The sequence below is a fragment of the Achromobacter veterisilvae genome (assembly GCF_900496975.1).
GTDB lineage: Bacteria > Pseudomonadota > Gammaproteobacteria > Burkholderiales > Burkholderiaceae_B > Achromobacter > Achromobacter veterisilvae.
The window spans coordinates 26,981-50,589 of record NZ_UFQC01000011.1 but is presented as its reverse complement, the minus strand read 5'-3'; the positions used below and the strand labels follow the sequence as shown (position 1 = coordinate 50,589).

Here is a 23,609-nt window from a genome sequence, read left to right as displayed (position 1 = left end):
CCGTGACCAAGCAAACATTGCCCCCTTCCGATCCGCCGCTGCTCTCCATCAGGAACCTGAGCATCGCCCTCCCCGCGGGCGGCGACCGCCCCTATGCCGTCCGGGACATCTCCTACGACATCCACGCGGGCGAAATCCTGTGCATCGTGGGAGAGTCCGGTTCCGGCAAGTCCATGAGCGCCAATGCCATCATGGGCCTGCTTCCCCACTATCTCCGTCCCGAAGGCGGGCAGATCCTGCTGGGCGGCCGCGACCTGCTGGCGCTGGACGAGGACGTCCTGCGCGGCATGCGCGGACGCGACATGGCCATGATCTTCCAGGAACCGCTGTCCGCGCTGAATCCCCTGCTGACCGTCGGCGAACAGATCGCGGAAGTCATGCGCGTCCACGGCGCCTACCCGGGCGAGGCCAGGGAAAAGCGCGTGCTCGAATTGCTGGAACTGGTGGGCCTGCCCGATCCCGCCGCCATCCGCCACGCCTGGCCCTTCCGGCTGTCGGGAGGCCAGCGCCAACGCGTCATGATCGCGATGGCGCTGGCGCTCGAACCCAAACTGCTCATCGCCGACGAACCCACCACCGCGCTGGACGTGACCACGCAGGCGCAGATTCTTGCGCTGATCGCCCGCATCCAGCGCGACAAGGGCATGGGCGTGATGTTCGTCACCCATGACTTCGGGGTCGTCGCGGAGATCGCCGACCGGGTCGCCGTCATGGAAAAGGGAATACTCGTCGAGCAAGGCACGGCGGAACAGGTCCTGAACCGTCCGCAGCACCCCTATACCCGCAGGCTCATCGGCGCCGTTCCCCGCCATCGCGCGTCGCCCTCCGAGCGCGCCGCGCCGGCGGGCAGCTCCGTCCTGCGGGTCCAGAACCTGCACAAGACCTACGCCGTGGGCGGCGGTCTGTTCCGCAAGGGCCGCGTCGTCCACGCCGTCAATGACGTGAGCTTCACGGTCCGGCGCGGCGAAACCCTGGGCATCGTCGGCGAATCCGGGTCCGGCAAGTCCACCATCGGGAAATGCCTGCTCAAGCTCCTGGACATCGACGGCGGCCAGATGCTCTTCGACGGCCAGGACATCGCGCCCTTGTCCGAGGCGCAGTTCAGGCCAAAACGGCGGAACATCCAGATGATCTTCCAGGATCCGTTCGCCTCGCTCAATCCGCGGCAAACGGTGGGCCGGATCCTCTGCGACGGGCCTCTCGCCAGCGGCGTTTCGCGCCAGCAGGCCGAAAAGCGGGCCCGCGAGCTGCTGCAACTGGTGGAACTGGATCCTTCCGCATTCGACCGCTATCCCGGGGAGTTCTCCGGCGGCCAGCGCCAGCGCGTGGGCATCGCGCGCGCCCTGGCGATGGAGCCGAAACTGATCGTGGCCGACGAATCCGTCTCCGCGCTGGACGTCTCGGTGCAGGCGCAGGTGCTCAAGCTGCTGCACGACGTCCAGCAGCGGCTGCAACTGGCGCTGATCTTCATTACCCACGACCTGCGCGTGGCAGCGCAGATCTGCGACCACCTGCTGGTCATGCACCGCGGCCGGGTGGTCGAGCAAGGCCCTCCGGCGCAGATTTTCGACGCGCCCCAGGACGCCTATACGCGGCAGCTCATCGCGGCCATGCCCGGGCGCGGCTGGGATCCCGGCGCCGCCATCCTGAATTCCGAATCCCTGAACGACGCGGCCCTGGCCCCCCAACTCCCATGATAGAACCCGACATGGCCCTGGCCGCGCGCCTGTTCGAACAACTGCACGCATTGAGCTTCGACGGCACAGGCATCACCCGAGACACCTACGGCGCCGGCGAACAGCGCGCCCACGCCCTGATGGCGGACACCGCGCAGCGCCTGGGCCTGGAAATCCGCCGCGACGCGGCGCTCAACCTGTACCTGACGCTGCCGGGACGGCACCGGGACAAGCCCGTCGTCATGACGGGCTCCCACCTGGACTCCGTTCCCAGGGGCGGGAACTATGACGGCGCCGCCGGCGTCGTCGCCGGCCTGGCGGTCCTTGCCGGATGGATCAGGGACGGCGCCCAGCCCGACCGCGACGTCACGGTCATGGGCGTCCGGGCCGAGGAAAGCGCCTGGTTCCCGGTTTCCTACATCGGCAGCACGTCCGCGTTCGGCCTGCTGAGCCCGCAAGCCCTGTCCAGCCGCCGCGCCGACACCGGCCGCACGCTGTCGGAGCACATCGGCGAACTGGGCGGGCAGCCCGAGGCGATCGCCAGGGGCGAGGCCGCGCTGCGCCCGGAGGCCATCGACTGCTTTGTCGAACTGCACATCGAGCAGGGCCCGGTCCTGGAAGGAGACGGCCATGCCCTCGGCGTGGTGACCGGCATCTGCGGCAGCCACCGCTACCGGCAGGCGCAGGTAAAGGGCCGGTATGCGCATTCCGGCGCCACGCCGCGCACCCACCGCCAGGATGCCGTCGTCGCGCTGGCGGCCCTGATCGAACGCCTCCAGCGCGAATGGCGCGACCTGGAAGCCGCGGGCCATGAGCTGACCTTGACCTTCGGCCAGGTGAATACGGATGCCCGGCAGGCCGATTTCAGCAAAGTGCCCGGGCAGGTGAGTTTTTGCGTCGACATGCGCTCCCGCAGCGTCGACACCCTGCGGCTGCTGGATTCGCTGCTGCTGAAGACGGCCGGCGAACTGGAAGCTTCGCATGGCGTGCGCTTCGAATGGGGACCGGTATCGGGCAGCCAGCCCGCGGTCATGGACGAAGCCCTGCAGCAGGCGCTGCGCGATGCCGCGCTCGCGTCGGGCGTGCAGCCCCGCCTGCTGCCCAGCGGAGCGGGGCATGACGCCGCGACCTTCTCCAACCGGGGGATTCCCACCGCCATGCTGTTCGTGCGCAACGCCAACGGCAGCCACAACCCGGACGAGGCCATGGATATGGATGACTTCGCCTCGGGCGTCCGGAGCCTGGGCCGGGTGCTCGCCCTGCGCGCCGGACTGGCCGGACCACACAACCGCTCCCCCATCTGAGGATCTTTCATCATGCCGATTTGCGTCATAGCGCAACCCATCCATCCCATAGGCGCGCAGATCCTGCGCGACGCGGGCGTGGAGGCGCGGCTATCCCCCGGCCCCGGCCTGGACTCCCTGCGCGAAGCCATCGCCGATGCCGACGCGGTCATCGTCCGCGACAGCCTGCCCGCGGCCCTCATGGATGCCGCGCCGCGCCTGTGCGTCATCGCCAACCACGGCACGGGCACGGACAAGATAGATGTCGCCCACGCCGCTTCGAAGGGCATACCCGTCGTTTTCACTCCCGAGGCGAACGTGCGCTCCGTCGCGGAGCATGCGCTGATGCTGATGCTCGCCACCGCCCGCCAGGCCGTGCAGGCCGATGCCGCCACGCGCGCGGGCCATTGGCGCTTCAAGTACGAGCAACCCATGTTCTCGCTCTGCGGAAAGACGTTGGGCATCGTGGGCTGGGGCCGCACCGGCCGCCTGCTGTGCGGCATGGCCGCGCAGGCGCTGGGCATGCGCGTGATCGTCTGGTCGCCCAGCCTGCCCGCCGACGGCTCGCAGCTCTCCGGCGCAACGCGGGTCGAAACGCTGCAGGAACTGCTGCGGGCGTCGGACGTCGTATCGCTGCACCGTCCGCTGCGCGACGACACCCGGCACACGCTGGACGCGGCCGCGCTGCAACTGATGAAACCCGGCGCCATCGTCGTCAATACGTCCCGGGGCGGGCTCATCGATGAATCCGCGCTGGCGGACGCACTACGCGGCGGACGCCTGTTCGGCGCCGGCCTGGACGTCTTCGAAACGGAACCGCTGCCGGCGGGATCGGCGGTGGCCGGGCTTCCCAACGTCGTGCTCACGCCCCACGTCGCCGGCTCCACGCAGGAGGCCCTGGAGGCCACCGCCAGCCAATGCGCCGAACAGATTCTTTCCGTGCTTGCCGGCCGCCAACCGCCCCACCTCGTGCATCCGCAGGCCTGGGACCGCCGCCGGCGCCCCGCCACTTCCCTCCTTTCCGAGCGCCAGCCATGACTCTCCCCATCGTCAGCCTGACCCAGGGCCATCTGCCCCTGCTCATTTCCATTCCCCACGGCGGCGAGTGCCTACCCGAGCCGTTCAAGCGCCGCATGACCCCGGCCGCCCACAAGATCGCGGACACCGACTGGCATCTTGCCCGGCTCTACGATTTCGCCCGGGCGATGGGCGCTTCGGTGCTGCAGGCCAACTATTCGCGCTACATCATCGACGTCAACCGGCCCGCCGACGGCGCCAGCCTTTACCCCGGCACCACCACCACCGGCCTGTGCCCCACCGAGAGCTTTCTCGGAGAGGCCCTGTACCGCGACGGCGCCGATCTGCCGGATGAAGCAGAGACCGCGCAGCGCGTCGCACAGTATTGGCAGCCCTACCACGATGCGCTGCTGCAGGAACTGTCGCGCTTGCGGGAGAAGCATGCCCACGTCCTGCTCTGGGAAGCGCACTCGATCGCCAACGTGCTGCCCCGACTGTTCGAAGGCCGGCTGCCCGATCTGAACATCGGCACATTCAGCGGCGCCGCATGCGCGCCCGCGCTGCGCGAAGCCGCGGTCGCGGCGGCCGGCGCCAGCCCGTTCAGTTGGGTGGCCGACGCGCGCTTCAAGGGAGGCCACATCACGCGCAACTACGGCCGCCCCGGGTCCGGCGTGCATGCCGTGCAACTCGAAATGTCGCGGCACCTCTACATGGACGAAGCAGAGCCGTACGCCTATCGCGAGGACCTGGCTGCCGCGGTGCTGCCCACCGTGGAAAGCATGGTCAGGAACACCTTGCGGGCGCTGGATGGCCTGCAATGAACGGACGGCTGCCATGACGACCCTTTCCGACATCCGCGCGTACGCGCGCCGGCTGCACCTGCGCGGCATCGAATCGGTGGAGATCCAGGAGGGAGACCGCCTGGTCAGCATCCGGATCGAGACCGGCGCGCCGTGCGCGCCGGAGGCCGCCTCCAGCGCCGACGCCTCCTCCATCGCCGTGCGCAGCGCCACGCTGGGCCTGCTGCGGCTCGTCCACGACGACAGGCTGCCCGTCCGGATCGAACCGGGCGACGAGGTGGCGGAAGGCCAATTGCTCGCGCTGGTGGCGCTGGACGAAAGCCTCGCCCCCGTGCATGCGCCCGCGGGCGGGACGATAGACGCCGTGCTCGCGGCCGATGGCCAGATCGTGGATTACGGCATGCCCCTGTTCCAACTCAAGCCCACCCGACGCTGAGATGACCCAGAATACCCAATTGATCCACGACATGATCGACCTCGCCGCCGAAGAGCGCATCGCCGAGCTTTATGTCAGCGAGCCGGCCTTCAGCGTCCGCGTCCGGCGGCGCGCGGACGGCGCGTGCTCCGCGCAAGCCCGGGAGGCCGCCCCCCTTGCCGGCGGCCCGATTCCGGAAATGCCCGCGGCCGACGCGGCGCCGGCCCCGCATACGGTCGCCGCCCCGATGGCGGGCACGTTCTACCGGGCTGCCAGCCCGGGCGGCGAACCGTTGGCGCGCGAGGGAAGCCGGGTGGCGGCCGGCGCGCCCCTGTGCGTCATCGAAGCCATGAAGATGTTGACCGAGGTTGCCGCCGGACAAGACGGCACGGTCGCGCGCGTGCTCTGCGAGGACGGACAGATGGTCGAACAGGGCCAGGCGCTGTTCATCGTCGAACCGGGAGAGGTGCCGCATGTTTCGTAAGATCCTCATCGCCAATCGCGGCGAAATCGCCTTGCGCATACAACGGGCGTGCCACGAACTGGGCATCCAGACCGTCGTCGTGCATTCCGAAGCGGACCGCGACGCGTCTTACGTGCGGCTGGCTGGAGAGGCGCTGTGCATCGGGCCCGCGCCCTCGGCGGACAGCTATCTGAATGCGTCCGTCATCCTCGCCGCCGCCAGGCTGACGGGCGCCCAGGCCATTCATCCCGGCTATGGGTTCCTCAGCGAGAACGGGGACTTCGCCGAAGCCGTCGAGGCCGCGGGCATGGCCTTCATCGGCCCGACACCGGCGGCGATCCGCAAGATGGGCGACAAGGTCCAGGCCAAGCAGGCCATGCTGCGGTCGGGCGTGCCCTGCGTGCCCGGATCGGATGGCGTGCTGTCCACCGACGCCGCGGCCATCGCGCAGCAGGCCGAGCGCATCGGCTTCCCGCTGATCGTCAAGGCGGCGGGCGGCGGCGGAGGCCGGGGCATGCGGGTGGTCGAATCCGCAGACGCCCTGCAGGCGGCGGTGGAAACGACGCGCGCCGAAGCCCTGGCGGCCTTCGGCAACCCGGACCTGTATATGGAGCGGTTCCTGCAGAAACCCCGGCACATCGAAATCCAGGTCCTCGCCGACCATCACGGCCAGGCCGTGTGGCTGGGCGAGCGCGACTGCTCCATGCAGCGGCGGCACCAGAAGGTCGTGGAGGAGTCTCCCGCCCCCGGGGTCGACCGCCAGGCGATCGAGACGATCGGCGAGCGCTGCGCCAGCGCCTGCAGGTCGATCGGCTACCGGGGCGCGGGCACCTTCGAGTTCCTGTATGAAGACGGCGAGTTCTACTTCATTGAAATGAATACGCGCCTGCAGGTCGAACACCCCGTCACGGAACTGACCACCGGCATCGACATCGTGCAGATGCAGATCCGCATCGCCGCCGGAGAGCCCCTGCCCTGGCGCCAGGACCAGATCCGCCGCCAGGGCCACGCTATCGAATGCCGGATCAATGCCGAAAACCCTGCCTCGTTCCTGCCCAGCCCGGGCCGCATCACCCATTGGCGGCCGCCGGGCGGGCCCGGCTTGCGGGTCGATTCCCATGCCTACGCCGGCTATGCGGTGCCGCCGCACTACGATTCGATGATCGGCAAGTTCATCGCGTTCGGCGACACGCGCGAGCAAGCCCTGGCCCGCATGCGCGTCGCATTGCGCGAGACTGTCGTGGACGGCATCGACACCAATCTCCCGCTGCACCGCGACTTGTTCGCGGATCCTGTATTTTGCCTGGGCGGCGCGGGTATCCATCACCTGGAATCCTGGATAGCATCACGGCAAGCCGCCCGGCATTAGTCACCGCACGCCATTTCCACTCTACTGAAAGGAAATCCCATGAGCTTGATCGAACAGAAATTCGCCCGACTGGCCACCGACAACGCGCCCGGCCAGGAAGTCCGCCAGCGCGGAGACGGGCTGGATGCCCTGCTGAAAGGCGACGTCCTGCCCGGCACGCCGGTGGACTTTTCACACGGCGATGTGAACGAAAACGCGTTCGCGCCCACGCCGGGTTCCCTGGAAGCCTTCGTCGCCGGCGTGGAGAGCGGCGGCGAACAGGCCTATACGGAATATCGCGGACGCGCCGATCTGCGCATGCAGGTGGCGGAGCACCTGGCCCGGTTCACGGGCAGTCCGGTCTCGGGCGCGGATGAACTCATCATCACCCCGGGCACGCAGGGCGCCCTGTTCCTGTCGATCGCCTCGACCGTCGCGCCCGGCGACAAGGTGGCCATCGTGCGGCCCGACTACTTCGCCAACCGCAAGCTGGTCGAGTTCATCGGCGGCGAAATCGTTCCCATCGAGATGGACTACCTGAACCATGCCGACCGGGCGGGCCTGGACCTGGACCAGCTCGAGGCGGCCTTCAAGGCAGGGGTGAAGACCTTCCTGTTCTCCAATCCGAACAATCCGGCCGGCGTGGTCTATTCGAAGGACGAGATCGGGCAGATCGCCGCGCTGGCCAACCGCTACGGCGCGACCGTCATCGTCGACCAGTTGTACTCGCGCCTGCGCTATCCGGGCGTCGAATATACGCACCTGCGCGCAGCCGGCATCGACCCCGGCAACGTAATCACCATCATGGGGCCGTCCAAGACCGAATCGCTGAGCGGCTACCGGCTGGGCGTGGCTTTCGGCGCCCCGAAACTGCTCGACCGCATGGAAAAGCTGCAGGCCATCGTCTCGCTGCGGGCGCCCGGCTACTGCCAGGCCGTGCTGCGCACCTGGTTCGAGGAGCCCGAAGGCTATATGCAGGAACGGATCGGGCAGCACCAGGCCATCCGCGACGACCTGCTGCAAGTGCTGCGCGCCGTCGACGGCGTGGCGGCGCGCACGCCCGAAGCGGGAAGCTACCTGTTTCCGAGGCTGCCCAGGCTGACCGTGGCCCCCCAGGATTTCGTGCGCATCCTGCGCCGCCAGGCCGGCGTGACAGTGACCCCGGGCACGGAGTTCAGCCCGGACGCCGGCGACAGCATCCGCCTCAACTTTTCGCAGAACCGGGCCGCCGCGCTGCACGCCATCGAGCGGACGGCCGAACTCGTCCGCCGCTACCGCGCTTGAATCCAGGAGACTTCCATGACACGCCAGGCTTTTTCCAGCGACCGCACTCCGCCGCCCGCCGGCACCTATAGCGTCGCCATCCAGGCCCAGGGCCTGGTTTTCCTCTCGGGGCAGACCCCGCGCGACATCCACAATGTCCGCCACGGCGACAAACCGTTCGCAGAACAGGCGCGGATGGCCCTGGACAACCTCCAGGCCGCGGCGGAAGCGGCGGGCCTGTCGCTGCGCGACGCGGTCAAGGTGAACGTATTCCTGAAGAACCCGGCGGATGCCAAGGAATTCGACGCGATCTACGCCGGCTACGTCGGCGATCCGCCCCCCGCGCGGACGCTGACCCAGTCCAATTTCGCGGGATTCGACATCGAAGTGGACGCGGTGCTGCTCGCCCGCCAGGCGTAGCCGGACGGCGCGGGCAGAACATTCCAATCCAGGAGGAATTTCCAATCATGAGCGCACCCAGCGGGCTCATCAACGAGACAACCAAAGGCGTCTACGTCATCGCCGCCACTCCGTTCGCCGACAACGGCGAACTGGACCTGGAAAGCGTCGACAGCCTGACCGACTTCTATCTGGAGAAAGGCGTAACCGGCCTCACGATACTGGGCATGATGGGCGAGGCGCCCAAACTGACCGAGGCCGAAACCACCACGGTGATGCAACGCGTGCTGAAGCGCGTCGGCGGCGGCGTGCCGGTGGTCGTGGGCGTCAGCGACGCGTCGGACCGCAACGTCGAGCGCCTGTCGCGTGAGGCGATGTCGCTGGGCGCTGCCGGCGTCATGGTCGCGCCGGTGCCGAACCTGAAGACGGACGACCAGGTCTACGCGTACTACGCCAACGTCGCCACGCAGCTAGGTAGGGATATTCCGATCTGCCTGCAGGATTTTCCCCAGTCCACGGGCGTGCACACTTCCGTGTCGGTGATACATCGCCTGGTCGATGCTTTCCCGCAGATCGTCATGCTCAAGCACGAGGATTTTCCCGGCATGCGCAAGCTGAGCCAGGTCCGCGAACAAAGCGCGGCCGCCGGCAGGCGGCGTATCAGCATCCTGGTGGGCAACGGCGGCCTGTTCCTGCCTCAGGAAATGCTGCGCGGCGCCGATGGCGCCATGACCGGATTCGCGTATCCGGAAATGCTGGTGCAGGTCTGCCGGCTGTTCCATGCCGGCGAGCCGGAGCAGGCGGAGGATCTGTTCAACATCTATCTGCCCTTGCTGCGCCATGAGTTCCAGTACGGCATCGGACTGGCCCTGCGCAAGGAAACGCTGCGCCGGCGCGGCGCGATCCGTTCCGCCTATGTCCGCCGTCCCGGTCCGGTGCTGGACGCCACGGACCATGCCGAATTGGGCCGCCTGATCGGCAGGCTGGAGGCCGCGCTGGCCTGAAGGGCCGGGGCTGACGCCGCGCCAGGCGTCGTCAGGCGGCGCGCGACAGCATGCTGTCGCGCAGCCGCAGCACCGACGCGCACGAGGTATCGCGGTGCGTCACCAGCGACAGCGACAGCGCGCCCCGCGCATCGGCGTCGGCCAGGGGCACGAACGCCACATGGGGCGTGGAATAGGCGCGCGTCACGCCCGGCACCAGCGCCAGGCCCATGCCGCTGGCCACCAGGCTGACCAGCGTCTGCACCTGGATCGCCTCCTGGCTGATGCGCGGGGAAAAGCCCGCCCGGCGGCACAGCGCCAGCGCCACGCCATACAGGCCCGGCACCTTGAGAGGCGAATAGAGCACGAAGTTCTCGGCGCGCGCCCGTTCCAGGCGGACCGGGCCGCCCGAGGCCAGGGGATGCCCCGCCGGGACCGCCAGGATCAGGTCGTCGCGCTCCACCACCCAGGAATCCAGCGCCGCGTCTTCCGCCAGAGGGCCCCGCACCAGGCCGGCGTCGATATCGTTGGCGCGCAGCATCGCCACCAGCCCGACCGTGCTGTCCTCGCGCAGATCGAGCTGCAAATCCGGATACTGGGCCCGGAATGCCGGCAGGCAGCGCGGCAGCAGCATGTACGTGGCCGACCCGACAAAACCCAGCCGCAGCGTTCCCCATTCACCCAGCGCCACGCGACGGGCCGCCTGGCGCGCCTGGTCGGAATGAAACAGCGCGCGGCGGGCATCGGCCATCAGCGCCTGTCCCGCGGGCGTCGGGGTCACGCCCTTGGCGCCGCGCACCAGCAGCGGCACGCCCACCGCATGCTCCAGCTTCTGGATCGAGACCGATAGCGCGGGCTGCGCGATGTGCAGCAGGTCGGCCGCGCGCCGGTAGCTGCCCTGTTCCGCAATGGTCACGAACTGCCGAAGCTGCCGTAAATCGATAGCCATAACAAATTCCATATCACCCAATACCTAAGCCATATTAGACGCGTATGCGTGAGGCCGATAGCATTTCCGCCATGACAGCCTCTTCCCTCTCCCAAGCCGGCGCGCTGGGCGGCGTGCGCATCCTGGACCTGACATCCGTGGTGTTCGGTCCCTATGCGTCGCAGATACTCGCCGACTACGGCGCCGACGTCGTCAAGGTCGAAGCGCCGTCCGGCGACTCCACGCGCCGCACCGGCCCTGCGCAGGAACCGGGGCTGGCCGCCATCTTCCTGGGCCTGAACCGCAACAAGCGCAGCATCGTGCTGGACCTGAAGCAGGCCGCGGCGCGGCAGGCGCTGTTGACGATGGTGGACCAGGCCGACGTGCTGATGCACAGCATGCGTCCCGCCAAGATGGCCGCGCTCGGGCTGGATCCGGACACCCTGTGCGCGCGCAACCCGCGGCTGGTGTATGCCGGTCTGTACGGCTTCGGCGCGGGCGGCGCCTACGACGGCCGGCCCGCGTACGACGACATCATCCAGGGGCTGTCCGGCTTTGCCGATCTCGTGGACCGCCAGACCGGCACGCCGCGCTACCTGCCCACGGTGGCCGCCGACAAGACCTGCGGCCTGATCGCCGCGCACGCCATCCTGGCCGCGCTGTTCCAGCGCGAGCGGACCGGCGCCGGGCAGCGGCTGGAAGTCCCCATGTTCGAGAGCATGGCCTCGTATGCGCTGGTCGAGCATTACTACGGCAGGCACCTGTCCGACGAACCGGGCGAGGCCGGTTATCCGCGCGTGCTCACGCCCTGGCGCCGGCCGTGCCGGACGGCCGACGGCCACGTCTGCCTGATGCCCTATACCGACACGCATTGGCGCGATTTCTTCATCGCGGCGGATCGCCCGGATCTGGCGGAGGACGCGCGCTTCTCCGATATTTCCGCGCGTACGCGGCACATCGAGGCGCTCTACGAACTGCAGGCCGAAATCGTCGCCGCGCACGACACCGCCTATTGGCTGGACCTGTGCGAACGGCTGGAGATTCCCGCCGCGCCCATCAACCGGATCCAGGACCTGGAAACCGATCCGCACCTGCAAAGCGTGGATTTCTTCGTGCCGCTGGAAAGCGCGTCGGGCAGCCGCTACCGCTTTCCCCGCAACCCCGTGCGCCTGCAACATTCGCAGGTGCAGGCCACGATGCCGCCGCGCCTGGGCGAGCACACGCTCGAGGTGCTGCGCCAGGCGGGCCTGGACGAGGCCCGCATCTCCACGCTGCTGGAAACGGGCGCCGCCCGCGCCGCGCATTCCGCCCCCATAGCCAACGACAAGGACCCCGCATGACCGCAGACCGCAACCCCGCCATCGCACAGCTCGGCCAGGGTTATTACTGGCAGGACCTGGCCGTGGGCCAGCGCTTCCACACGTTCCGACGCACGGTCACCGAGACCGACATCGTGAATTTCATCAGCGTCACCGGCATGCTGGAGACGATTTTCATCGACGCCACCTATGCGCACGGCGCCATCCAGGGACGCCCCGCCCCCGGCGCGCTGACCTATGGCCTGATCGAAGGCCTGATCATGCAGGGCATGGTGCAGGGCACCGGGCTGGCGCTGCTGGAAGTCCACAAGAAAATGCTGGCGCCCGTGGTCGCGGGCGACACCATCTGGGCCGAGATCGAAGTGACGGGCGTGCGCCCGACCTCGCAGCACAACCGGGCGGTCGTCACGTCCGCCATCGAAGTCCGCAACCAGCATGGCAAGCCGGTGATGTCCTACACGGCCACGCGCATGCTGGCGGGCAGGCCCGGGGCCTGAGCTTGCGGCAAAGCGCCCCTCGCAGAGGGCGCTGCCGCCTGGACGCGATCCGCGTTACTCGAAAAACACAAGGAGACAAACCATGAAGAAAGCATTGCTGACGGCCAGCCTGGCCGTCCTGGCGCTGGGAAGCGCCGCAGGCGCCCAGGCGGCCTGGCCCGAGCGCCCCATCACGATGGTGGTGCCCTTCCCGCCTGGGGGGCCGACGGACTTGGTGGCGCGCGTGCTGGCCAAGCAGTTGACCGATCAACTGGGCCAGACCGTGGTCGTGGAAAACAAGGGCGGCGCCAACGGCAACATCGGCATGCAGTACGCGGCGGCCGCCAAGCCCGACGGCTATACGGTGCTGTACAACACGTCTTCCATCGCGCTGAGCCCGAACCTCTACCGGTCGCTGGCGTTCGACCCGGTCAAGGACTTCGCGCCGGTCTCGACCACGGCGGTCATCCCGCTGGTGCTGCTGGTCCATCCGTCGGTGCCGGCGCAAAACGCGCAGGCGTTCGTCGAATACGCGCGCCAGCATCCGGGCAAGCTGTCGTATGGCTCGGCGGGCGCCGGCAACGTCACGCACCTGGGCGCGCTGCTCCTGCTGCGTTCGCTGCAGATCGACGCGGTGCACGTGCCGTATCGCGGCAGCGCGCCCGCCATGACGGATCTGGTTGGCGGACAGGTGCAGTTGATGACCAACACCTTGAATGACTCGCTGGGCTTCATCCGCGAAGGCAAGCTGCGCGCGCTGGCAGTCACCAGCCCCGAGCGCAGCGATCAGCTTCCCGATGTGCCGACGGTGGCGGAAACGGTGGCTCCCGGGTTCGGGATGGGCGCATGGCAGGGCGTGGTGGCGCCGGCCGGAACGCCCGCGCCCGTGGTCGATAAGCTGAACGCCGAAATCCGCCGCGCCCTGCAATCGCCGGAAATGCAGAAGCAGCTCAAGGCGCAAGGCGCCCAGGCGCTGGGATCGACGCCGCAGGAGTATGCGGCTTATATCAAGAGCGAGATCCAGCGCTGGGGCGAAGTGGTGAAGGCCGCGGATGTGAAGCTGGATTGAGGTCGTTCGCCGCGCCGGGGTGTCAGACACCCGGCAGCGCTGGCCTCGGCCCGCACGGGCATCTCGTATGGGTGTCTGACACCTGCATTAGCTGAGCCGCGCCGGGGTGTCAGACACCCGGCAGCGCTGGCCTCGGCCCGCACGGGCGTCTCGTACGGGTGTCTGACACCTGTGCATTAGCTGAGCCGTGCTGGGTGTCAGACACCCGGCAGCGCTGGCCTCAGCCCGCACGAGTGTCTCGTATGGGTGTCTGACACCTGCATTAGCTGGGCCGCGCCGGGGTGTCAGACACCCGGCAGCGCTGGCCTCGGCCCGTACGGGCGTCTCGTACGGGTGTCTGACACCTGCATTAGCTGAGCCGCGCCGGGGTGTCAGACACCCGGCAGCGCTGGCCTTGGCCCGTACGAGTGTCTCGTACGGGTGTCTGACACCTGCATAAGCCTTCTTTTTTCAGCGGCCGGCGGCCTTGGCGCTGATGCCGTTGGCCACGCCCATGTCGACCTTGGGCACGTCGCGGATCAGCACGCGCACGTCTTCGCCCGCAATATCGATGCTGGCGCAGACCGCCTGGTTCAGCGCGGCGATCAGCGCCGCCTTCTTGGCTTCGTCGCGGCCTTCGATCAGCGCCACGTCCACGCGCGCCATGCGCTTGCCGATCTCGCCGCCCACGATCACGTGCTCGGCGGGCACTTCCTGCAGCACGATGCGCACGCTGGGCAGCGGCGCGGCGATGCTCTCGACGACGGCGTTGGACGCCGCGTTCAGCAAGGTCGTTTTCTGGGCGGCCGAGTGGCCTTGCATGATCTGGACATTCAAAATGGGCATGACGGCTTCCGATATTCCGAATAAGGACGAACCGGCCATGGCGGCCGGCCGACCATCATATCCGGACTTTGCCCATGCACAGGCACAGTCCGGATACGGGTCTTCCCTGTCAAGCCGCCTTGTCGTGGTGCTCCAGTTCCGGCTCGGATTCCTGCGCGGCAGGCGTCTCGTCCACCGGCGCCGGCGTGTCGGCCAGGGCCGGCGTGACCAGCTCCACCACCTTCTTGCGCGACAGCATGCCGATGAACTCGTCGTCCTCGCCGGTCACGGCGACGGGCTGGTCGCTGTGCACCAATTGGGCCAGCACTTCGCCCAGGCCCGCCGTGGCCGGCACGGACGCCAGGTCCTCGACGTAGCGGGAGACGTCGCGCACTCCATCCTGGATGGCCTGTTCGGCCGCCTTGGCGGTCAGCACGCCGGCCAGGCGCTTGCCGTCCAGCACGGGCGCATATTCGTAGTCCAGCGCGCGCATGCGGTCCATGGCGTGCGCGGGACGCGAGCGCATGGTCAAGGTCAGGCGCGCCGGGTTCACGGCATGCGTGGCGTTGAGCACCTTGGTGCGGTTCACGTCCTGCAGGAACGACTGCACGTAATCGTTGGCCGGGTTCAGCAGGATGTCTTCCGGCGTGCCTTCCTGCACCAGTTCGCCGTCCTTGAGGATGGCAATTCGGTTGCCCAGGCGCAGGGCCTCGTCCAGGTCATGCGTGATGAACACGATGGTCTTGTTCAGCTTGGCCTGCAGTTGCAGCAACTGGTCCTGCATTTCGCGGCGGATCAGCGGGTCCAGCGCCGAGAACGCTTCGTCCATCAGCAGGATCTCGGCGTCGGTGGCCAGGGCCCGCGCCAGGCCCACGCGCTGCTGCATGCCGCCGGACAACTGGTGCGGATACTGGTTCTCGAAGCCCGACAGGCCCACCTGCTCCAGCCAGTCGCGGGCGCGGCGCTCGCGCTCGGCCCGGCCCACGCCCTGCACGGTCAGGCCGTAGGCGGCGTTGTCCAGCACGGTGCGGTGCGGGAACAGCCCGAAGCGCTGGAACACCATGCTCATCTTCTTCTGGCGGAATATTTCCAGTTCGCGCTTGTTCAGGCTGACCACATCGACGCCGTCGACCAGGATGTGGCCGGCGCTGGGTTCGATCAGTCGGTTGAAGTGGCGGATCAGCGTGGACTTGCCGGAACCCGACAGGCCCATGATGACGTAGATGCTGCCTTCTTCTATCGACAGGCTGATGTCGCGCAGGCCCAGCGTGTGGCCGCTTTCGGCCAGCAGTTGTTCCTTGCTCATGCCGCCCTGGGCGGCTTGCAGCCATTTCTTCGGATGCGCCCCGAAGATCTTGTAGATGTTCTTGACCTCGATCTTGCTCATCGCTGGCCTCCCATGCGCATGCGCTGTCCATACGATTGCGTGATCCGGTCGAACAGCACGGCCAACACCACGATACCCAGCCCGGCCAGCAAGCCGCGGCCCACCTCCAGGCGATTGATCCCGAGCAGCACTTCATAGCCCAGGCCGCGCGCGCCGATCATCGACGCGATCACCACCATCGACAGCGCCATCATGGTGGTCTGGTTGATGCCGGCCATGATGTTGGGCAGCGCCAGGGGCAACTGCACCCCGAAGAGCTGCTGCCGCGGATTGGCGCCGAAGGCGCGCGACGCTTCCAGCACTTCGCGGTCGACCAGGCGGATGCCCAGGTCCGTCAGGCGGATCAGCGGCGGCACGGCGTAGATGACCGTGGCGATGATCGCGGGGATCTTGCCCAGGCCGAACAGCATGACGACAGGAATCAGGTACACGAAGCTGGGCATGGTCTGCATCACGTCCAGCACGGGCAGCATGCCGGAACGCAGCCAGTTGATCCGCGCCATCAGCACGCCCAGCGGGATGCCGATCAGCACGGACAAGCCGGCGGCCATGATCATCAGCGCCAGCGTCTGCATGCCGGCGTCCCACAGGCCCAGCACGCCGATCACGCACAGCAGCGCGCCCATCGCCAGGCTCAGGCCGATGCGGCGGCTCACGCCCCAGGCGATCGCGATCGTGGCCGCGACCACCGCCCACCACGGCGAGTTGCGCAGCAACTGCTCCAGCCACACCAGCGCATGCAGGACGGGCTGGGACAGGGTTTCCAGCGTGTCCGCGTAGTTGGTGACCAAATGATCGACGAAACCGTCGATCGCCCCCCGGACCTGCCGGGCGGGAATAATTTCAGGAAACATTCGTTCTACTCCATTCTGGCGCGCTCACCGCCCGTGCCGCCGCCGCGGGACGCGGCATTGCGCAGGGCAATGAAACCAAAGGGCTTCCGGGCGGAAGCGGCCCGCCCAGCCGGCGGCACAGGCGCATCGGACCGGGCGCTTGCGCCCGGCCGGCGGCCATCCCGGCAAAGCAGTCCGGCCCGAGGGAGGGCCGGTACGCGCCGCTGCGGCGCGCAGCCAGGCACATGGCCGATTACAGCGCGCTCTGGACGCGCCCGGCGACGTCGGCGGGGACCCACTTGGTCCAGACGTCGGGCTTGTTCTTCAGGAACCACTTGGCCACGGCGCCGGCCTCGTCGCCGGATTCTTCCATGTGGGCCAGGGTTTCGTTGATCACCGGCAGCGGCACCGACACCTTGGACAGGAATTCGGTGAGCTTGGGAGCTTCCTCCGAGAACTTGGTGTTTACCGCGGTGAAGACGGGATTGTCGGGATAGGCGCTGGGCTCGGGGTTGGCGCACTTGGCCGAGGTCAGGCACTTGTGCTTTTCCGCGTCGTAGGGCGGCATGTCCAGCTTGACCAGGTCCATCGAGCCGACCAGCGGCGTGGGCGACCAGTAGTAGAAAACGACGTTCTGCTTGCGCTTGTAGGCCGACATCAGGGCCGCCTTCTGCGCCGCGCCCGTGCCGGGCGAATACAGCGTGTAGGAGTCGTCCAGCTTCAGGGCATGGAACAGGTTGTTGCTGGTCACTTCGCAGCCCCAGCCTGCCGGGCAGCCGTAGAAGCGGCCCTTGCCGGGCTCTTCCGGATCCTTGAACTTGTCCTTGAACTTCGGCAGGTCGGCCGCGGACTTCAGTTCCGGCAGGCGCTCGGCCGTGTAGCGGGGGATGTACCAGCCTTCGGCGCCCATGTAGAGATCGCCGATGCGCTTGACCTTGCCAGTCTTCTCGGCGCGCTCCCAGGGATCGGCGACGCTGTTCAGCCAGATCTCGGTATTGATGTCCAGGTCGCCGCGCTCAAGAGCGGCCAGGGCGGGCAGGGTTTCGGTAGGCAGGGTCTCGGTTTTGCAACCGTAGCCCTTTTCCATGATGAAACGTTCGACGTCGACCAGGACCAGGTTGGATTCCCAGTTCATGGCGCCGAAATTGACTGGCCGCTTGAGCTCGCACTGGACGGCGTCGGCGGCCTGGGCCGAACCGGCGAATGCAAGGAACACGGCCGCGGCGGCCAGGGTCTTGACAGGGGTAAAACGCATTGGCTTTTGCCTCCATAGGTTCAGGGACACACGCTGGGCTTGGCCCGAGGGTGCCGTGGAGCTAAGGGGGGTGTGCGGAAGACGGGCAGAACCGCCAATACAAACCGACACTAGCAACAAGACCGTCCGCGAGGATGCGGGATCTTGCAAGACAGGAGTTTCAAAAACGCGGTTTTTGAAAACCCACAGAAAGTGAACAAACTGAACGAAGAAGCCAGCATCTTAAACGAAATTGATGCTCACCCCAACCCCTGCCCTGAACAAAACGGATACATTCCGGGGGAAAAACACCCGGGATAACCCCGATCGACCACGGGGAAATCGACGTTTTCCCCTACGGAACTTCAACTCGGAATTAAAGATACATTTAGTTAATAATATATTCTTATTAATACATTCTGGTGGTTTCAAAACCGCCGGAAATGCCCGTTCCGGCGGTTTGCATGGACGTAGCGCGCCCTAGCGGCCCGCTTCGTACATGTAGTCCCGCCGCCACGGATAGGCCAGGTCCGGCGGATTGTCGAGTTCGTCGGGGCGCCCGGTCGCCGGCGGCTGGGCCAGTATCTGGTGCAGCGCGATCCAGCCATGCTCGAACCCCATGGCGCATCCGGCAAGATAGAGCCGGTACGCCCGCAGCGAGCGCTCCCCCTGCTCGCCGCCGAGGATCCGCGCGGCTTCGGGCAAGCGGGCCTCCAGCGCATCGCTCCATGCCCACAAGGTGCGCGCGTAATGCGGCCGCAGGTTTTCCACGTCCACCTCTTCCAGGCCGCCGTTGGTCATGGCTTCCATCACGACGCTGATGTGGGTCAGCTCGCCGCCAGGAAAGATGTACTTTTCGATGAATTCGCCCATGCCGTTGCCCAGCTCGGCGTTGTAGACGCCGGCCGCGGTGATGCCATGGTTCATGATCAGCCCGCCCGGCTTGAGCAGGCGGCGCAGCTTGGCGAAATATCCCTCCAGTTGCGCCCGCCCCACGTGCTCGAACATGCCGACCGACGCGATCTTGTCGTAGGGAACGGATTCGTCCAGCTTCCGGTAATCGAGCAGTTCGACGCGGACGCGCCCGGCAAGGCCCTTTTCCTCGATCAGCCGGCTGACGTGCGCGTGCTGGTTGCGCGACAGCGTGATGCCCGTGGCGTCGACGCCGTAGTTCTCGGCGGCCCAGAGCAGCAGCCCGCCCCAGCCCGCGCCCACGTCCAGGAAGCGTTCTCCTTCGCGCAGCCGCAGCTTGCGGCAGATGTGGTCGAGCTTGGCCTCCTGGGCCTGCGCCAGCGTCATGTCGGGCCGGCGGTAGTAGGCGCAGGAATAAACCCGGCGCGGGTCCAGCCAGAGCCCGTAGAAATCGTCGGACAGGTCGTAGTGGAATTCGATCTGCTTCGCGTCGCGCTCCACCGAATGCCGCCAGACCGACATGACCTTGCGGACCAGCTCGGTCAGCCAGCCGCCCCGGGCCGCGTCCACCGGCGACCCCGGCAGCAGCGCCGAGGCCGCGGCCATGACGTCGCGCATATTGCCTTCGATATCGACGCGGCCTTCGACGTAGTCCTGCCCCAGGACGCCGACGGCGCCTTCGGCCAGGTGCGCCAGCGCGGCCTTGTCATGCGCCACGAAACGGACGCGGGGATCGGGCGGCCCCAGCACGGTGCCGTCGGGCAGCACCAATTGGGTGGTCACGGGCAAAGCCTGCAGCTTGCGTTCCACCACAGACAACAAAGGATTCACGGCTACTCCCCTGGATGCTTACGGACGCCAACGACTTTATCGGAAAACGGCCGAAACCTGCACGTCAGGTTATGCGTGATACAGTCGCTGACTTGGCCCAAAACATGCAACAAACCGCATCGGCGCCCTGTCCTGCGCTTTACCGCGATCCACATGCCCCCATCACATTCTTTCCGCAGCGGTCTGCCCGGCTGGCTCATTCTCATGGGCGCGCTGACGGCCATCGGCCCGTTCGCCATCGACATGTACCTGCCCGCGTTCCCCACGATCGCGGCGAACCTGGGCGTGTCCCGCGGCGACGTCGAGCGCACCCTGGCGGCCTATCTGATCGGGCTGGCGATGGCGCAGGTCTTCTACGGCCCCATGGCCGACCGCTACGGGCGCAAGCCGCCGCTGCTGGTGGGCCTGGCGCTGTTCATGGTGGCGTCCCTGGGTTGCGCGCTGTCCGGATCGGTCGAAACGCTGACCGGCTGGCGCGTCGTGCAGGCCATGGGCGGCGCCGCCGGCATCGTCATCCCGCGCGCGGTCATCCGCGACCACTATGAAACCCATGAAGCCGCCCGCGCCCTGTCGCTGCTGATGCTCATCATGGGCCTGGCCCCCATCCTCGCGCCGCTGATCGGCGGACAGTTGCTGGCCATCGCCAGTTGGCGCAGCCTGTTCTGGGTCATGCTGGCGGGCGGGGCGATGCTGATGGTGGCGGTCCTGAAAATCATGAAGGAATCGCTGGCGCCCGAACGCGCGGTGCCGCTGCGCTGGAACACCATCCTGCGGAACTACCGCGATCTGTTCGCGCACCGCGGCTTCATGGCGCACAGCCTGGCCGGCGGCTTCGGCCAGGCCGGCATGTTCGCCTACATCATCGGTTCGCCGCGCGTCTTCATCGAACTCTACGGCGTGCCGCCCCAGTACTACGGCCTGCTGTTCGGCACCAATGCGCTGTCGCTCATCGTGTGCTCGCAGATCAGCGCCCGGCTGCTGCGCAGCCACACGCCGCGGCAGTTGCAGCGCCGCGCGCTGACCTCGCTGGCCTGCGCCAGCCTGGCGGCGGTGGCGCTGACGCTGGCCGGCTGGATGACGCTGCCGCTGCTGATGCTGTGCCTGGTCGGCTACATGGGCAGCCAGGGCTTCGTGAATCCCAATTCCGCGGCGCTCGCGCTGGCGGACCAGGGCAAGCGGCTGGGCGCGGCGTCCGCGCTGTTGGGGACGCTTCAATTGTCCTGCGGCGCGCTCGCCGGCTTCGCGGTCAGCGCCTGGCAGGCGGACAGCGCCCTGCCCCTGACCACCACGCTCGCGGTCTGCGCCTGCCTGTCCTGGTTCTCCGGCCGCGTGGCGCAATTGCACAGCCACTAGCCGGGCCGCTTGATTTATTTACGTTTTTCGTATTAGAATCTACGTCTTCACATGAAGTTTCCCGTGCAGGACTACTATGCTTTGTAGTTCGGCACTCTGACCCCAACCGCGTAGGCGTCAAGAAATTCCAGCCCATTTTGAGAAATTTGGGAATCCAGGAATTTTTGCGGGTGGCAGGCAGCGGGTATAAGCACAGGGCGGGCCTGAATGGTCTTCCCCATCCACTAAGACTGGGTGGCCGGCAAAGCAGCATCGCGACAGGTTCGCGGTGCCCACAGCCCGGCGGCTGAACCCCCGTCTACTCCCCCCAAGCGATGCGCGTAAAGAACGACACAAAGAGGTGCATCCATGGCACGCGTATGCCAAGTGACCGGCAAAGGCCCGATGGTGGGCAACAATGTTTCGCACGCGAACAACAAGACCAAGCGTCGCTTCCTGCCCAACCTGCAATCGCGCCGGTTCTGGGTTGAAAGCGAAAACCGCTGGGTCCGCCTGCGTGTTTCGGCCAAGGCCATCCGCACGATCGACAAGAATGGCATCGACGCCGTCCTGGCCGACATGCGTGCCCGCGGCGAAATCGCCTAATCGGCCCTCCCGCCAATCTACATACTAGGAGCACGACATGGCCAAAGGTATCCGCGAAAAGATCAAGCTCGAGTCGACCGCCGGCACGGGTCATTTCTACACGACCACCAAGAACAAGCGCAACATGCCCGAGAAGATGCTGATCAAGAAGTTCGATCCCGTCGCTCGCAAGCACGTCGACTACAAGGAAACCAAGCTGAAGTAATTCAGCCGGTATCCCGGAAAGTCCGGAAAAGGCCCTGCATCGCAGGGCCTTTTTTTTTCATCGTCGCGCGCGGCCGCTCCGTCACAGGGGTTGATGGCCTCTTTGCCCGAAACGTCCGCCGATGGACACGACGACGGCAAACACAATCAGTCCGGCGCCGGCCAGGAATGTGGCGGTGAACGCCCTGGCGACTCCCTCCGCCGTCGCCCCCGCTATGCCCTGCGGCCCCAGGACGGCGGCAAACACGCCGGGCATGAGGGAGGCGCCGGCCATGAAGCCCAGGTTGCGCGACAGCCCCAGCAACCCCGACAGCATGCCGCGCTGCGCGTCGGCCGCGCCCAGCATGACGGCCGTATTGTTTGCGGCGAGGAAAAGCTGGAATCCGGGCGTAAGCAGCATCAGGGCCACGGCATAGCCCGCGACGCCCAGGAATCTGGGAAGAAAGGCCAGGCAAACCAGGCCGACGATGGTCTGCAGCAGGCCGAGCAGCAGCGTGCGGGGCGCGCCGAAGCGATCGGTCATGCGTCCCGCGGGAATCCCCGAGACGGCGGCAACCAGCGGCCCCACCGCCATGACGAGGCCGGTCAGGACTTCGTTCAAACCGAGACCGAATGCCAGGAAGAACGGCCCGACGACCAGCACGGCCATCATGACCGTGGACATCAGCAGATTCATCGCCAGCGACGCAGCCGTCATCCGGTCGCGCAGGTGCGCGATGGGCACCAAGGGCAAAGCCGACCGCGATTCGACGAAAATGAAGAGCCCAAGCGCCGCGATACCCAGCGCCGCCAGCAGGCCGGGGTTCAGCGCTACGCCGGTCTTGCCTCCGACGGTGGCGAGCGCATAGAACACCAGCGCCATGACCAGCAAGACCGCGCCCGGCCAATCCAGGGATCGGGCCGGGGCAAGCTTGCGCGAGGCCGAGGCCGGGATCGCCCACGCGGCAAGCATCCCGACGCAGACGCCCAGGCAGGCCAACAGGATGAACGCCGCCCGCCACCCCAGACCGGTAATCAGCACGCCGCCCAGGGAGGGCCCCAACGCGGTGCCTATGGCCGACATCGTGCCGAACAGGCCCATCGCCGAGCCGATCCGTTCCTTGGCGACCACTTCCCGCGCCATCGAGAGCGGCAAGGCCATGAGGATCGCGCCGCTGATGCCCTGGATCGCCCGGCCCGCGATCAGCGCGCCCAGGGTCGGGGCTGCCGCGCACAGCAGCGAGGCGGCCGCGAACACCATCAAGCCGGCCATCAGCACGCGGCCGTGTCCGTAGAGGTCGCCCAGTTTTCCGGCCAGCACGATCATGACGGTGATCGAAATAAGATAGGCAAGCACCACCCACTGCACGGACGAGACCGATGCGGAGAATGCCTGCGCCAAGGTCGGCAGCGCCACGGTGACGATGCTGACCCCCAGCGATGCGAGCAGCATCGCGCCCGCGAGCGCCGCCAGCGCGGGCGGTGTCTTCTTCCTGTGAAATAGCGTTGCCATAGGGGTTTCCTTGCAGGGATAGGGGATGGCAACTACTATGCAACTTCAAGTCAACTTGAGGTCAAGCATGGGTCTTCTCGATATCGGCGTGCTGTCCAGGCGCAGCGGCGTGCCCGCCTCCACGCTGCGCTACTACGAAGAAGTCGGGCTGATCCAATCGCGCGCCAGGCGCGGCCTCAGGCGTCAGTACGGAGAGGAAACGCTGACCCAACTGATGTTGATCTTCCTGGGGAAAACAGCGGGCTTTTCCCTGCAAGAGATCGGGGAAATGTTCGACAAGGACGGCGCCCCCAACCTGCCTCGTCCCGTCCTGCACGCGCGGGCGGACGCGCTGGAGCGCCAGATCCGCCGATTGGCCGCCCTCAAGGACACGCTTCGGCACGTGGCCGATTGCCCGGCGCCCAGCCACATGCAGTGCCCGCATTTTCAGAAGCTCTTGCGCATCTCGCAAAGAGAGCTGGACTAAGCTATTGTGCTGTCAGGGTTTTTCCCGCGCCGCCGTTGTGGGGAATATTGAAAACGGACAGCGCGTTAT

General features: G+C 67.0%; 24 protein-coding genes. 17 read left to right on the top strand and 7 right to left on the bottom strand.

Going from position 1 to position 23,609, the window contains the following annotated elements; genetic code table 11:
• Positions 1-2 precede the first annotated feature (2 nt).
• Genes AVE30378_RS12075 through AVE30378_RS12030 form a run of 10 tightly spaced genes read left to right on the top strand, consistent with a single transcriptional unit; the run spans position 3 to position 9,668 of the window.
• On the top strand, positions 3-1,697 hold the full coding sequence (locus AVE30378_RS12075; protein ID WP_129241104.1) for an ABC transporter ATP-binding protein: 1,695 nt from the start codon (positions 3-5) through the stop codon (positions 1,695-1,697).
• Positions 1,694-2,980: a Zn-dependent hydrolase gene (locus AVE30378_RS12070; RefSeq protein WP_129241103.1), complete on the top strand. Its 1,287-nt coding sequence runs from the start codon at positions 1,694-1,696 to the stop codon at positions 2,978-2,980. Before AVE30378_RS12075 ends, AVE30378_RS12070 begins: the two co-directional genes overlap by 4 nt.
• A 12-nt stretch (positions 2,981-2,992) precedes the next feature.
• Positions 2,993-3,997, top strand: a complete 1,005-nt coding sequence (locus tag AVE30378_RS12065) for a hydroxyacid dehydrogenase (protein ID WP_129241102.1) — start codon at positions 2,993-2,995, stop codon at positions 3,995-3,997.
• Positions 3,994-4,797, top strand: a complete 804-nt coding sequence (gene hutG / locus AVE30378_RS12060) for an N-formylglutamate deformylase (RefSeq protein WP_129241101.1) — start codon at positions 3,994-3,996, stop codon at positions 4,795-4,797. Before AVE30378_RS12065 ends, hutG begins: the two co-directional genes overlap by 4 nt.
• A 13-nt stretch (positions 4,798-4,810) precedes the next feature.
• A complete protein-coding gene (locus tag AVE30378_RS12055) occupies positions 4,811-5,212 on the top strand; it encodes an acetyl-CoA carboxylase biotin carboxyl carrier protein subunit (protein ID WP_165360161.1) in 402 nt (133 codons plus the stop codon).
• 1 nt (position 5,213) lies between these two features.
• Positions 5,214-5,675, top strand: a complete 462-nt coding sequence (locus AVE30378_RS12050) for an acetyl-CoA carboxylase biotin carboxyl carrier protein (RefSeq protein WP_129241099.1) — start codon at positions 5,214-5,216, stop codon at positions 5,673-5,675.
• Entirely contained in the window at positions 5,665-7,023 is a 1,359-nt protein-coding gene (accC, locus tag AVE30378_RS12045) for an acetyl-CoA carboxylase biotin carboxylase subunit (RefSeq protein WP_129241098.1), read from the top strand. The genes AVE30378_RS12050 and accC overlap by 11 nt, the downstream gene beginning before the upstream one ends.
• A 39-nt stretch (positions 7,024-7,062) precedes the next feature.
• Positions 7,063-8,286, top strand: a complete 1,224-nt coding sequence (locus AVE30378_RS12040; RefSeq protein ID WP_129241097.1) for a pyridoxal phosphate-dependent aminotransferase — start codon at positions 7,063-7,065, stop codon at positions 8,284-8,286.
• A 15-nt stretch (positions 8,287-8,301) separates the two neighbouring features.
• Entirely contained in the window at positions 8,302-8,685 is a 384-nt protein-coding gene (locus AVE30378_RS12035) for a RidA family protein (RefSeq protein ID WP_129241096.1), read from the top strand.
• Between the two features lie 47 nt (positions 8,686-8,732).
• Complete coding sequence (locus AVE30378_RS12030) at positions 8,733-9,668, top strand: dihydrodipicolinate synthase family protein (RefSeq protein ID WP_129241095.1); 936 nt, start codon at positions 8,733-8,735, stop codon at positions 9,666-9,668.
• A 31-nt stretch (positions 9,669-9,699) separates the two neighbouring features.
• On the opposite strand, the gene AVE30378_RS12025 is transcribed toward AVE30378_RS12030, so the two are convergent.
• Positions 9,700-10,596, bottom strand: a complete 897-nt coding sequence (locus AVE30378_RS12025) for a LysR family transcriptional regulator (protein ID WP_244235024.1) — start codon at positions 10,594-10,596, stop codon at positions 9,700-9,702.
• Positions 10,597-10,667: 71 nt separating this feature from the next.
• Here AVE30378_RS12025 and AVE30378_RS12020 point away from each other — a divergent pair, with 71 nt between their 5' ends.
• The 3 genes from AVE30378_RS12020 to AVE30378_RS12010 all read left to right on the top strand — a co-directional run bounded on the left by AVE30378_RS12020 (position 10,668) and on the right by AVE30378_RS12010 (position 13,439).
• A complete protein-coding gene (locus tag AVE30378_RS12020; RefSeq protein ID WP_129241093.1) occupies positions 10,668-11,915 on the top strand; it encodes a CaiB/BaiF CoA transferase family protein in 1,248 nt (415 codons plus the stop codon).
• The gene (locus AVE30378_RS12015; RefSeq protein WP_129241092.1) at positions 11,912-12,391 is read left to right on the top strand and encodes a MaoC family dehydratase; all 480 of its coding nucleotides are present in this window, start codon (positions 11,912-11,914) and stop codon (positions 12,389-12,391) included. The genes AVE30378_RS12020 and AVE30378_RS12015 overlap by 4 nt, the downstream gene beginning before the upstream one ends.
• Positions 12,392-12,473: 82 nt before the next feature.
• The gene (locus tag AVE30378_RS12010) at positions 12,474-13,439 is read left to right on the top strand and encodes a Bug family tripartite tricarboxylate transporter substrate binding protein (protein WP_129241091.1); all 966 of its coding nucleotides are present in this window, start codon (positions 12,474-12,476) and stop codon (positions 13,437-13,439) included.
• A gap of 450 nt (positions 13,440-13,889) precedes the next feature.
• On the opposite strand, the gene AVE30378_RS12005 is transcribed toward AVE30378_RS12010, so the two are convergent.
• The 5 genes from AVE30378_RS12005 to AVE30378_RS11985 all read right to left on the bottom strand — a co-directional run bounded on the left by AVE30378_RS12005 (position 13,890) and on the right by AVE30378_RS11985 (position 19,440).
• Positions 13,890-14,264, bottom strand: coding sequence for a tautomerase family protein (locus tag AVE30378_RS12005; protein ID WP_129241090.1), 375 nt, complete (start codon positions 14,262-14,264; stop codon positions 13,890-13,892).
• Positions 14,265-14,373: 109 nt separating this feature from the next.
• Positions 14,374-15,630, bottom strand: coding sequence for a quaternary amine ABC transporter ATP-binding protein (locus tag AVE30378_RS12000; RefSeq protein WP_129241089.1), 1,257 nt, complete (start codon positions 15,628-15,630; stop codon positions 14,374-14,376).
• Complete coding sequence (locus AVE30378_RS11995) at positions 15,627-16,484, bottom strand: ABC transporter permease (protein ID WP_129241088.1); 858 nt, start codon at positions 16,482-16,484, stop codon at positions 15,627-15,629. Before AVE30378_RS11995 ends, AVE30378_RS12000 begins: the two co-directional genes overlap by 4 nt.
• 232 nt (positions 16,485-16,716) lie before the next feature.
• The gene (locus AVE30378_RS11990) at positions 16,717-17,718 is read right to left on the bottom strand and encodes an ABC transporter substrate-binding protein (protein ID WP_129241087.1); all 1,002 of its coding nucleotides are present in this window, start codon (positions 17,716-17,718) and stop codon (positions 16,717-16,719) included.
• A 459-nt stretch (positions 17,719-18,177) separates the two neighbouring features.
• The gene (locus AVE30378_RS11985; protein WP_129241086.1) at positions 18,178-19,440 is read right to left on the bottom strand and encodes a class I SAM-dependent methyltransferase; all 1,263 of its coding nucleotides are present in this window, start codon (positions 19,438-19,440) and stop codon (positions 18,178-18,180) included.
• 204 nt (positions 19,441-19,644) lie between these two features.
• On the opposite strand from AVE30378_RS11985, the gene AVE30378_RS11980 reads away from it, so the two are divergent.
• From AVE30378_RS11980 to rpmG, 3 genes are all read left to right on the top strand, one after another.
• Entirely contained in the window at positions 19,645-20,793 is a 1,149-nt protein-coding gene (locus tag AVE30378_RS11980) for a Bcr/CflA family multidrug efflux MFS transporter (protein WP_129241268.1), read from the top strand.
• Between the two features lie 348 nt (positions 20,794-21,141).
• Positions 21,142-21,378: a 50S ribosomal protein L28 gene (rpmB, locus tag AVE30378_RS11975; protein WP_006223506.1), complete on the top strand. Its 237-nt coding sequence runs from the start codon at positions 21,142-21,144 to the stop codon at positions 21,376-21,378.
• Between the two features lie 37 nt (positions 21,379-21,415).
• Positions 21,416-21,583, top strand: a complete 168-nt coding sequence (gene rpmG, locus AVE30378_RS11970) for a 50S ribosomal protein L33 (RefSeq protein ID WP_003810296.1) — start codon at positions 21,416-21,418, stop codon at positions 21,581-21,583.
• Between the two features lie 81 nt (positions 21,584-21,664).
• On the opposite strand, the gene AVE30378_RS11965 is transcribed toward rpmG, so the two are convergent.
• Complete coding sequence (locus AVE30378_RS11965; RefSeq protein WP_165360160.1) at positions 21,665-23,074, bottom strand: MFS transporter; 1,410 nt, start codon at positions 23,072-23,074, stop codon at positions 21,665-21,667.
• A 67-nt stretch (positions 23,075-23,141) separates the two neighbouring features.
• On the opposite strand from AVE30378_RS11965, the gene AVE30378_RS11960 reads away from it, so the two are divergent.
• The gene (locus AVE30378_RS11960; protein WP_129241085.1) at positions 23,142-23,540 is read left to right on the top strand and encodes a helix-turn-helix domain-containing protein; all 399 of its coding nucleotides are present in this window, start codon (positions 23,142-23,144) and stop codon (positions 23,538-23,540) included.
• Positions 23,541-23,609: the final 69 nt, after the last annotated feature.

Excerpts from the sequence above, each read along its gene's own strand:
- AVE30378_RS12070 (WP_129241103.1), top strand. The coding sequence starts at position 1,694 with ATGATAGAACCCGACATGGCCCTGGCCGCGCGCCTGTTCGAACAACTG.
- AVE30378_RS12065 (WP_129241102.1), top strand. The coding sequence starts at position 2,993 with ATGCCGATTTGCGTCATAGCGCAACCCATCCATCCCATAGGCGCGCAG.
- hutG (WP_129241101.1), top strand. The coding sequence starts at position 3,994 with ATGACTCTCCCCATCGTCAGCCTGACCCAGGGCCATCTGCCCCTGCTC.
- AVE30378_RS12055 (WP_165360161.1), top strand. The coding sequence starts at position 4,811 with ATGACGACCCTTTCCGACATCCGCGCGTACGCGCGCCGGCTGCACCTG.
- AVE30378_RS12050 (WP_129241099.1), top strand. The coding sequence starts at position 5,214 with ATGACCCAGAATACCCAATTGATCCACGACATGATCGACCTCGCCGCC.
- accC (WP_129241098.1), top strand. The coding sequence starts at position 5,665 with ATGTTTCGTAAGATCCTCATCGCCAATCGCGGCGAAATCGCCTTGCGC.
- AVE30378_RS12040 (WP_129241097.1), top strand. The coding sequence starts at position 7,063 with ATGAGCTTGATCGAACAGAAATTCGCCCGACTGGCCACCGACAACGCG.
- AVE30378_RS12035 (WP_129241096.1), top strand. The coding sequence starts at position 8,302 with ATGACACGCCAGGCTTTTTCCAGCGACCGCACTCCGCCGCCCGCCGGC.
- AVE30378_RS12030 (WP_129241095.1), top strand. The coding sequence starts at position 8,733 with ATGAGCGCACCCAGCGGGCTCATCAACGAGACAACCAAAGGCGTCTAC.
- AVE30378_RS12025 (WP_244235024.1), bottom strand. The coding sequence starts at position 10,596 with ATGGCTATCGATTTACGGCAGCTTCGGCAGTTCGTGACCATTGCGGAA.
- AVE30378_RS12020 (WP_129241093.1), top strand. The coding sequence starts at position 10,668 with ATGACAGCCTCTTCCCTCTCCCAAGCCGGCGCGCTGGGCGGCGTGCGC.
- AVE30378_RS12015 (WP_129241092.1), top strand. The coding sequence starts at position 11,912 with ATGACCGCAGACCGCAACCCCGCCATCGCACAGCTCGGCCAGGGTTAT.
- AVE30378_RS12010 (WP_129241091.1), top strand. The coding sequence starts at position 12,474 with ATGAAGAAAGCATTGCTGACGGCCAGCCTGGCCGTCCTGGCGCTGGGA.
- AVE30378_RS12005 (WP_129241090.1), bottom strand. The coding sequence starts at position 14,264 with ATGCCCATTTTGAATGTCCAGATCATGCAAGGCCACTCGGCCGCCCAG.
- AVE30378_RS12000 (WP_129241089.1), bottom strand. The coding sequence starts at position 15,630 with ATGAGCAAGATCGAGGTCAAGAACATCTACAAGATCTTCGGGGCGCAT.
- AVE30378_RS11995 (WP_129241088.1), bottom strand. The coding sequence starts at position 16,484 with ATGTTTCCTGAAATTATTCCCGCCCGGCAGGTCCGGGGGGCGATCGAC.
- AVE30378_RS11990 (WP_129241087.1), bottom strand. The coding sequence starts at position 17,718 with ATGCGTTTTACCCCTGTCAAGACCCTGGCCGCCGCGGCCGTGTTCCTT.
- AVE30378_RS11980 (WP_129241268.1), top strand. The coding sequence starts at position 19,645 with ATGGGCGCGCTGACGGCCATCGGCCCGTTCGCCATCGACATGTACCTG.
- rpmB (WP_006223506.1), top strand. The coding sequence starts at position 21,142 with ATGGCACGCGTATGCCAAGTGACCGGCAAAGGCCCGATGGTGGGCAAC.
- rpmG (WP_003810296.1), top strand. The coding sequence starts at position 21,416 with ATGGCCAAAGGTATCCGCGAAAAGATCAAGCTCGAGTCGACCGCCGGC.
- AVE30378_RS11965 (WP_165360160.1), bottom strand. The coding sequence starts at position 23,074 with ATGGCAACGCTATTTCACAGGAAGAAGACACCGCCCGCGCTGGCGGCG.
- AVE30378_RS11960 (WP_129241085.1), top strand. The coding sequence starts at position 23,142 with ATGGGTCTTCTCGATATCGGCGTGCTGTCCAGGCGCAGCGGCGTGCCC.